At 28.7% G+C, this 9,734-nt stretch carries 9 protein-coding genes and 1 rRNA gene; 6 read left to right on the top strand and 4 right to left on the bottom strand.

Going from position 1 to position 9,734, the window contains the following annotated elements; genetic code table 4:
• Positions 1-181: 181 nt before the first annotated feature.
• From rrf to T390_RS0102440, 3 genes are all read left to right on the top strand, one after another.
• A 5S ribosomal RNA gene (gene rrf / locus T390_RS0102450) occupies positions 182-287 on the top strand.
• A 157-nt stretch (positions 288-444) separates the two neighbouring features.
• A complete protein-coding gene (locus tag T390_RS0102445) occupies positions 445-1,449 on the top strand; it encodes an Eco57I restriction-modification methylase domain-containing protein (RefSeq protein WP_027334924.1) in 1,005 nt (334 codons plus the stop codon).
• A gap of 69 nt (positions 1,450-1,518) precedes the next feature.
• Positions 1,519-2,418 carry a hypothetical protein gene (locus tag T390_RS0102440; RefSeq protein ID WP_027334923.1) on the top strand — a complete coding sequence of 300 codons (900 nt, stop codon included), beginning with the start codon at positions 1,519-1,521 and terminating at the stop codon, positions 2,416-2,418.
• 86 nt (positions 2,419-2,504) lie between these two features.
• Here T390_RS0102440 and T390_RS0102435 read toward each other — a convergent pair whose 3' ends face one another.
• The 4 genes from T390_RS0102435 to T390_RS0102420 all read right to left on the bottom strand — a co-directional run bounded on the left by T390_RS0102435 (position 2,505) and on the right by T390_RS0102420 (position 6,039).
• A complete protein-coding gene (locus T390_RS0102435; protein ID WP_051590857.1) occupies positions 2,505-3,083 on the bottom strand; it encodes a thermonuclease family protein in 579 nt (192 codons plus the stop codon).
• Positions 3,084-3,159: 76 nt separating this feature from the next.
• A complete protein-coding gene (gene fba / locus T390_RS0102430; protein WP_027334921.1) occupies positions 3,160-4,035 on the bottom strand; it encodes a class II fructose-1,6-bisphosphate aldolase in 876 nt (291 codons plus the stop codon).
• A gap of 1 nt (position 4,036) precedes the next feature.
• Complete coding sequence (gene rpoE / locus T390_RS0102425) at positions 4,037-4,297, bottom strand: DNA-directed RNA polymerase subunit delta (protein WP_027334920.1); 261 nt, start codon at positions 4,295-4,297, stop codon at positions 4,037-4,039.
• A gap of 122 nt (positions 4,298-4,419) precedes the next feature.
• Entirely contained in the window at positions 4,420-6,039 is a 1,620-nt protein-coding gene (locus tag T390_RS0102420; RefSeq protein ID WP_084260953.1) for a DUF2179 domain-containing protein, read from the bottom strand.
• 244 nt (positions 6,040-6,283) lie between these two features.
• On the opposite strand from T390_RS0102420, the gene T390_RS0102415 reads away from it, so the two are divergent.
• The 3 genes from T390_RS0102415 (at position 6,284) to T390_RS0102405 (ending at position 9,725) form a co-directional block, all read left to right on the top strand.
• Positions 6,284-8,218, top strand: coding sequence for a DNA topoisomerase subunit B (locus T390_RS0102415; protein ID WP_027334918.1), 1,935 nt, complete (start codon positions 6,284-6,286; stop codon positions 8,216-8,218).
• Positions 8,219-8,339: 121 nt separating this feature from the next.
• Positions 8,340-8,654 carry a thioredoxin family protein gene (locus T390_RS0102410; protein ID WP_027334917.1) on the top strand — a complete coding sequence of 105 codons (315 nt, stop codon included), beginning with the start codon at positions 8,340-8,342 and terminating at the stop codon, positions 8,652-8,654.
• Positions 8,655-8,777: 123 nt separating this feature from the next.
• A complete protein-coding gene (locus tag T390_RS0102405) occupies positions 8,778-9,725 on the top strand; it encodes a phosphate acetyltransferase (RefSeq protein WP_027334916.1) in 948 nt (315 codons plus the stop codon).
• Positions 9,726-9,734 lie beyond the last annotated feature (9 nt).

Below are 9,734 nucleotides of genomic sequence, written 5' to 3'. Positions count from 1 at the left end.
AAAATTCATTAAAAAATTCATCTTTTTTTGCCTTATAAGGCAATCTTTTCTATTGCTTTCTAAGCAATAGTCTATTATTAAAATAGATTTTTATTATTTATCGTTTTAGGCGGAACCTCACTTTTGCATTTTATAATTTAAAAAAATATTTTGTATTAATCAAAAATGGTGTAATATTAATATCAGTGGTAATAGCGAAGGGGACCACCTGAATCCATTCCGAACTCAGTAGTTAAGCCCTTTAGTGCCGAAGGTACCAGAGATGGGAGAATAGGGAGCCGCTTTTTTTATTACTTTTTTTATGAAATAAATATTTATTCATTAAGTTTAATGAAGAATTTTAGCTGGCTAACAAACAATTTAAATCATAAATTTATATTATTTAAATATATAACTATAATTTAATTGCTAAGATTGTAATCTTGAATTTAAGGTAGGTTAAAAATGTCTGTTAAAAAAGTGACGTTAGGACAATTTTTTACAAAAGAAGCTGTTTGGTTGAAACCACAAATTATTGATTTTATTAAAAGGTCAAACTGCAGTATCGCTTATGATCCTTTTGCTGGCGGTGGTGATTTATTAAATGTATGTCAAAAAAGTTTAAATATCAAAAATATTATTGGCCTAGATATTGATGAAAGCCTACAGTGAAATAAAAATGATTCTCTCGTTAAAATTCCACATATTGATAATGCGTTTATAATAACCAATCCTCCATATCTTGCGAAGCAATCTGCAACAAGAAAAAAGTTAGATTTATCTAAATATTTCAACAATTCATTATATGATGACTTATATCTAATTGCACTTGATAAAATGTTAGAAGCTCAAGACTATGTAGTTGTTATTGTTCCTGAGTCATTTATTAATTCTTCATTCAAGAAAAAACATTTGCTTTCCTCTGTTACTGTTTTAGAAGAAAACCCATTCTTAGATACTGAAAATCCTGTATGTGTATTATGTTTTGATAATATACCTAAAGAATTTACTGATATAAAAATTTACAAAAATGACTTATTGGTAGGGACACTAAAAGAAATTTTTAATTTAAGAATTAATCCAAATAATTCTGTGAGAATAATTTTTAATGATTCTAGTGGATGACTCGGTTTAAGAGCTGTTGATAGTACTGACGATAAAAAATTTATTCATTTTGACTATAAAGAAAATTTTAAATATGATTGAAGTAATAAAATAAAGCATACTTCAAGACATTTTTCGTTGATAAATATAAATATACCAAATAATAAAAAAGCCTGTTTTATAGATGAATGCAACAAAATTTTATTTCACTTGAGAGGAGAATCTGACGATATTTTATTAACTCCTTTTAAAGGTAATACTAAAAAAGGCATCAGGAGACGAAGGCTAGATTTTAAATTAGCAAGAGCAATAATGGAACAAGCCTATATAACTGTTAACTCTAAAAAGGATTTTGAAAATGAATAACAGATGGTATTTTGATTTTAGTTTGAAAATAGCGATCAACTTTTTGATATAGAAAATTCTAAAGGTGTTTTGGTTATAACTGAAAATAAATTTTTAAATTCTACAGAATTGATGAAAGTAAACCATAAACTTATTGAATATATTAGCACCTATAAAACGCTTTGTTTAGATCAAATGATTGATTCGGCTGTTTCTGAAAAAATTATCGTTAAAATCATTAACTTAGTTGAAAATACTCCAATGATCAATTATTCTGCCTTTTGTGCTTATCTACAAGTATTAGGATATTCATACAATACATATATGAATGAAAAGAATAATATGAATCAACTAGATAAGCGAAATATTATGAAACAATTTCTTGATTATTATATAGCTTATAGACATGATTTATATTTATCTCACGGATATAGTGATCTAATTTTACAAGTTAATTCCGATATGTCTTCAAGTAGGAGAAAAGGAAAAACTGGAATTGAAAAAGTTGAAAGTTTTTTAGTATCGTTAGACTTCCAAAAAGCTAATTCCATTCAAACACTATTGTCAACAAAATTATGTTATATTCTGCCTGATAAGGGTCAATTAGATATTTTTAACAATTTTTTAGAAGTTAATAATGTCAAATTTGAATTCAGATCCATAAATGATTTTAAGAATCCTGACTTTTTAATAAAAATCAATAATGAAATTTTTATTGTTGAACACAAATTAACTAATGGATCTGGTGGTTCACAAAATGCAGAAATAAATGAATTAATACGATTTATTAGTTTTGCAGAAGTATCCAAAAATGTACATTATGTTTCTTGTTTAGCAGGTAACTATTTTAGAAAATTTAGTTCAGCTAAAAAAGAACCTAAAGTTATTTCACAATATACAAACTTAGTGAATATCTTAGATAAAAATAAGCATAACTATTTTTTAAATAGTCAAGGCTTCCAAAAATTAATTAAAGACTTTATCAAATAACTCAATTATTTGGATTTTGAAATCTAAAACTTTAATGCCTAATTTTGGCATTTTTTTATCATCATTAAAATAATTATTTTTATAGTTTATTGTTTGCTAAAAATTAAGGATTGATTATAACTTCATATGTTAAGATTGTTTCTCTTTGCAAAATTTTCATTTTCTTTTAACTTATAAAAATATTCTTTTAAGTCTGCATCCCTTACGGTAAAAATATCTTTCTTATCTATGTTTATATATTTAACTCTTGCCAGTCCATTTCTGACAATTTCTAATCCTACATCTATCTGCTCATTATTGTAATAATAAAATAATTGACCAACTTTACGACTATATTTGTCTGTTGTTATATATCTATAAAACAGATTTTTACGTAAAATTTGATTATTCAAAAATGCTTTTGCTTTATTTGCAAAAAGATTCTCAAATTTTGCAAGTTTTTGATAATTATTTTTCTTTGTTTCTGGGCAATCTATGCCAAATATTCTTAATGATTCTATTTGTCCGTTTTCTCAAAAAGATATAGTATCGCCATCAATAACATTTATATTAGACTTAATTTCATAAGTTTTAAAGTAAGAATCATTCTTGTTTAAACAAGAAACAGAAACTATACTAAATGCAGCTGTCGTAATTAAACTGTTATTTAATAATATTTTGAACATATTTTATTATTTAAATTAGATCTTGATTAGATAAGAAAAAAATAAAATGAAGAAAGTATATACTTTCTCCATAAAATTAGATCTTGTTAGATGAACCAAACTCGTGGATTATTTCTTTAACAGTTTTTTTAATGTTATCAAAACCGTCTTTTAATAATTTACGTGGGTCGTAATTCTTTCCTTCATTCACTTTGCCAGAAAGAATGAATTCTTTTAATCCATCGCAAAAAGACAGTTGTAATTCTGTGTTTACATTAATTTTAGCAACACCATTTTTAATCGCTTTTTTAATTTGATCCTTTGGTATTCCACTTCCACCATGTAATACTAATCCAATGTTTAAAGCCTTATTAAGCTCTTTCAATTTATCAAAATTTAATGATTTTCAATTTTCAGGATAAGGCCCGTGAATGTTGCCAATTCCTGCAGCTAAGAAATCAATACCTAAATTTTGCATTTTTAAAGCTTCTTCTGAACTTGCTAACTCTCCAATAAAGATCATATCATCTTCTTGGCCGCCAATAGATCCGACTTCTGCTTCAACACTTACATTATAATCTTTTGCATATTTTACTATTTCGGCTGTTTTACTGTAGTTTTCATCAAAAGTCATTGATGAACCGTCAAACATTACCGATGTAAAACCAGCATCAATAGCTTTAAAACAAGAATCATAATTTCCGTGGTCTAAATGTAGAGCAACTGGAACAGTAATTTTTAAATCATTAACTAGAGAGATTACCCCATTAGCAACAGTACTAAAACCACCCATATACTTTATAGCCCCAACGCTAGCTCCAATAATAACAGGACTATTTTCTTCTTGAGCCGCTTCAAGAACATTTTTTGCTCATAGTAAGCTATTAATATTTATATGTGGCACAGCGTATTTTGCATTTTTTGCTTTATTTACAAGTTCTTTGGCGTTAACTAAATTATTAGTTATTATCATCTTATTCAAAACCTTCTCTTGTGGTTCATAAACCATCAGAATTTCTTTCAAATCTTGAATCTACCGTTAACAAACGATATAATTCACCAATTTTATTAATACGGATTTTGCTATAATCAACTTCTTTTTCTTCTGCTTCTTTTTCTCATTTGTATCTTAATTCATTTTCAACTGCATCAAAAATTTCGTTGAACTCTACATAATTATTGTTTGAACAATTTTTAAGTGTGTAGTCAATTGTAATATCTAACATTGTTCTCATATTATCCTCCTACTAAATTTATATTATTATTTTATTAAATTTATTTATAAACAGGTACATTTTTCTATTAAATTAATAAAGCTGTTTTATAGTTTAAAAATAAAATATCAGCAATGCTGATATTAGAATTTATCTCTAGGAATATATATTTTACCATCTACAGAAGCAACATCAGAAACTGTAATTAAAGCTTCATCATCAACTTCTCTAATTTTCTTAATTAAACGAGGCACTTGTCTGTATAGTGTAATAGATGAAAGTACTTTAAGTTTAGAACCTGAGTAGCCACCTTCACCTTTTTGGATTGTAAAGCTATTGATTGTTTTTTCATCGCTGATAATAGCTTCTTTAATAGCATCCATATTATGTGTATAAACTTTACATTGAACAATTTTAAATCTTGGGAACAATTTATCCAAGTAAGCAACAAAAGCAAAGTTACAGATAAATGTTGAAACAAAGTTAGGCGAGAAGTATAATTCTGTGTTTCATTGTAATTTAGCTATTGTTCTAATTGTTTCTTGATCTGTTAAACTTAAATTGTTGTAGGCATAAGAGTCGACTGTATTTTTGAAATCGCCAGCAATAATGCTACCTGGAACATAGTTACCAATAATGACGCTGACAAAGATTATTATTAAGTTGATATAACCGTTAATTGTTCCGAAATTCTTTTGTTTATAGACTGATACGTATTCTCCAATAATTCCCGTTACACCTGCAGATCCACCGATAATTGCAATAGCGGCAAAGAAGTAAGCAAGAAGAATACCATAAACAACTGCATAAATAATTTGTGCAATAATTGGGCCGCCATAGTTTCATTGTAATGGTAATAATGAAAGCAAGTGAGCCTTGCTACCATCACTTCAGTTATTTACTGTTGCAACAGCATTTTTAATTTCTGCAGTAATTTCTGGGTGGTTGAATGTTCCAAATAATGTTCAACTTGTTAAAGCAGGAATTTGTCCTAATCCAGCTGAAACAAAGCTACTTATAACCAAGAACTCTAAGGTTAAAACGGTGTAATTTCTTCCAAGTTTTACTCACCCAAATCAGAAAATTGGAATACTTAATACAAGGTACAAAATCCAGAACATTGACTGGTCAATTGCGTTATAAACAGGCTTAGAAATTTCAGGGAATTTTCTTAAGAATGTCATTGTAATCTTTGATGTAGCTTGACCGAAGGCTGCTAAACCAAAGTTATAGATACCAGGGTTCTTAACTAAGAAGATACCAACGATACCAAATAAAATTGCCAATCCTGCTGTAATCAAGCCCAATTTTCAAAATGGCATTAAGGCATAAAAACGAGAAAGTCTTAAAACAAAGTTAGAAATTTTTGTATATTTATATCTTGTATTTTTTCTTCCAACAACAGGCTTATTATTATTGTTTTCGTCTTTTAGCAAGTTTTCGTGCTCATGATGTTCTAGAGCTTGAAATCTTGCGATTTTCAAATCATGTTGAGATAATTTAGATCTATGAGGACCTACAATTGTTTTATTAAAACTCCCATCGCTATTATTTAAAGAATTATTACTTTCAGTTGAATAATGTTCAGCTTTTTCTTCTGAGATTTTAATGCGTTCATTAAGTACATCATCAATTCTTAAGTTTGTAACTTTTTCTTTTTTCTTTTCTAAATCTTCAACATTAGGATAAAGTTCATTAACGATTTCTTTATCCAGCTGTTTTTCACAAGCTTTAGAAGAATTAATTTCATTTTTATCTTTCATAAACCTCCTTACGTAAATATAATAAAAAAACGTAATAAATACGCTTATTTGCATATTTATTGTATCAAATTACTATTATTATTTTCATATATTATTCTATTCTTGTCTAAAGAATATCTGCAGTATATAAAAAAATATGTAATCATTTACACATTTATTTATGTCGGGTAATTTTAAAAATTGTTATAATAATAAAATATATATTTATATATAAATATATGGAGGCAGTATGGAAAATAAAAATATGCAAGGCAATCAAGAATATGGTGCTGAAAATATTAGAGTTTTAGAGGGGTTAGAAGCTGTTAGAGTTCGCCCTGGTATGTACATTGGTACAACCGGTATCAAGGGCTTACACCACTTAATTTGAGAAATTGTAGATAACTCAGTTGATGAATGCATGGCAGGTTATGCTAACGAAATTAAAATTGTAATTACAAAAGATGGCTATATTGATGTAAGTGATAATGGTCGTGGTATTCCTGTGTCTAAACACCCTAAAACTGGTATTTCCACCGTTGAAACAGTCTTAACCGTATTACACGCTGGTGGTAAGTTCGATTCAAATGCTTACAAAGTTTCTGGTGGTTTACACGGTGTTGGTGCTTCAGTTGTTAATGCTTTAAGTGATGACCTAGAAGTTTGAGTGAAAAGAGATGGACACGTTTACTATGCTCATTTTAAAAACGGAGGACAAACAATTACGCCTTTAACAATTATTGCTGATATTCCTCAAGGTGAAACCGGTACTAGAGTTAAGTTCCATCCAGATTTTACAATTATGGAAAAAAATGAATTTCTTCCTGATGTAATTTTTGATCATGCGAAACAAATTGCTTACTTAACTAAAGGAACAAAAGTTATTGTAGAAGATGAAAAATCTGGCATAACTGAAGAATACCATTATGAAGGTGGTTTAGTTGACTATGTTAATGAATTAAACGAAGGTCAAAAAGTAATTAACAAAGATGTTATTTATGCCGAAAATACTTATTCAGCAGACAAAGAAGGAACAACTATCTCTGTTGAAGTCGCTCTCCAATATACTGCTAATTTCCAATCTAATATTGTTACATATACAAATAATATTCTTACTGCTGAAGGCGGTACTCATGAACAAGGTTTTTATGATGCTTTATTAAGAATTATTAATGGTTATGGTATTAAAACTAACATGATCAAGAATGAAAACGATAAGCTAACTAAAGAAGATGTTGGCAAGGGTCTAGTTGCAGCTGTGTCTATAAAACACCCTAACCCGATTTTTGAAGGTCAAACTAAAGGCAAATTAAATAATAAAGATGCACGTGCTGCAGTTCGTGAAATTCTTGCACCTGTTTTAGAAAGATATTTTGACGAAAACCCTACTGATGCACATGATATAGTCGCAAAATGTTTACAATCTAAAAAATCACGTTTAGCAGCTGAAGCTGCTTCAAAAGCTGTTCAAGCAAACCAAGGGGCTGATGGAGTTGCTTCATTACCTGGCAAATTAGCTAACTGTACAAGCAAAAACGCTGAAATTTGTGAGCTTTACATTGTTGAGGGTAATTCTGCTGGTGGTAGTGCAAAAATGGGTCGTGATAGAAATACACAAGCTATTCTGCCTTTAAGAGGTAAAGTTATTAATTCCGAAAAATCTACACCTGAAAAAGTTTTAGCGAATGCGGAAATTATTTCATTAATTACTGCCTTAGGAACAGGGCTTAATGATTCATTTAATATTAATAAGTTAAGATACCACAAGATCATTATTATGACAGATGCTGATGTTGATGGTGCTCACATTAGAACTTTACTTTTAACGTTCTTTTATAGATATTTTAGACCACTTATTGAATATGGTTTTGTATATATTGCTCAACCTCCTTTATATAAAATCCAACAAAATAAATTTGTGGCTTATGCTTATAACGACGAACAAAAAGATCAAATTATGTCTACTTTAAATCCAAATATTAAAGTGACAGTCCAACGTTATAAAGGTCTTGGAGAAATGGATCCTGAACAATTGTGAGAAACAACAATGGATCCTGAAAATCGTAAAATGCTTCAAGTCCAAATTGAAGATGCTGCCAGAGCTGACTGAGCGTTCACCACTTTAATGGGGGATGATGTATTACCTCGTAGAGAATTTATTGAAAAGAACGCTAAATACGTCAAAAATATTGATGCTTAATAATACACAAGGATTAAATTCCTTGTTTTTTATAAAAAACGCTTTTTTAATATTTTTTTATGTAAAAATAAAACTTTTTCATATAATTTAATTATTAATATCAAACTAAAAGGAGATTCCAATGTTTAGAGAAATTACTGAATCAGAATACAAAAATGAAATTGAAAATAAAGATCAAAGCACATATATTTTAGTTTTCCACGCTTTATGATGTCCTCCATGTAGAATGTTTAAAAATTCTTTAGAACAAATAGCACAAAACGACAATGTAAACGTTTATAGAGTAAATGTTGACGATAACAAAACACTTTCTAGAGAATTTCAAGTTATGTCGATTCCTACTTGATTTGTTTATAAAAATGGTAAAAAAGTCTTTAATGGTGCAGGATATATGCCATATGAAGAATTAAAAGAAGTTGTAGAAAAAAATAACTAAGCTCGTAATGAGCTTTTTTGTTGCAACAATTTCATCTATAGATTAATTTTGAAAACATTAATTTATATTTAATATAATTAATTAATATTAATTAAATTAATAACAGGATTTAATGGAGGTGAAATGAATTTTTTAAGTTTATTAGAAACTGAAGTTCAAAAACTTGAAAATAAGACTATTTTATTAATTGATGGAGATGATCCTAGAGCTATTTCTGCTGCTATTCTAGCTAAGAAGTATAAAAATCTTAATATTGTTCTACTTGTTGAAAAAGAAATTGAAAATACAGATGGTTTGAATATTATAAATATGAACCAAAACTCTGACAAAATAGAAGAATTAGCAAATAAATATGTTGAAATCAGAAAAGGTAAAGATACTATTGAAACTGCTAGAAAACTTTTAAAAACTAGACCGTTTTATGCAATGATGCTTTTAGCAACAAAAGAAGTAGACGGAGTTGTTGGTGGTCTAAATTACTCAACTGCTGATATTTTAAGAGCTGCTTTTAAAACAATCGGCCCAAAAGAAGGAATTAAGACCATTTCATCTGTGATGATTATGCATAAAAATGACGAGACATACTTTTTCACTGACATTTCAGTAAATCCAAAACCTGAATTAAATGCGTTAGTTGATATCGCTAAAAATGCTGCATCCTTTGCGAAGTCGTTTAGCATTGAACCTAAATTAGCCTTTTTAAGCTTTTCGACTGATGGTTCTGCAGTTACACCAGAAACACAAATGATTAGTGAAGCATGTAGAAAATTCAATGAAGAATATGATGGATTAAATGCGATTGGAGAGATTCAATTAGATGCTGCTTTAGATTTAAAAGTAAGAGAATTAAAGTATAAACACGATTCTTACAACTCACCATCAAATGTTTTAGTTTTTCCTGATTTAAACGCTGGAAATATTGGTTATAAAATTGCCCAAAGATTAGGAAATTTTGGTGCAATTGGTCCGATTATTACTGGTGTTAAAATGCCTGTTAATGATTTATCTAGAGGAAGCACTGTTGATGATGTCCTTAATACAATTTTAATTACAGCGATGCAAACAAAATAAGGAGTATAT

This window comes from Mycoplasmopsis felifaucium ATCC 43428 (assembly GCF_000687775.1).
GTDB classification, from domain to species: Bacteria; Bacillota_I; Bacilli_A; order Mycoplasmatales; family Metamycoplasmataceae; genus Mycoplasmopsis; species Mycoplasmopsis felifaucium.
This window is presented reverse-complemented; position numbering and strand designations above follow the sequence as displayed.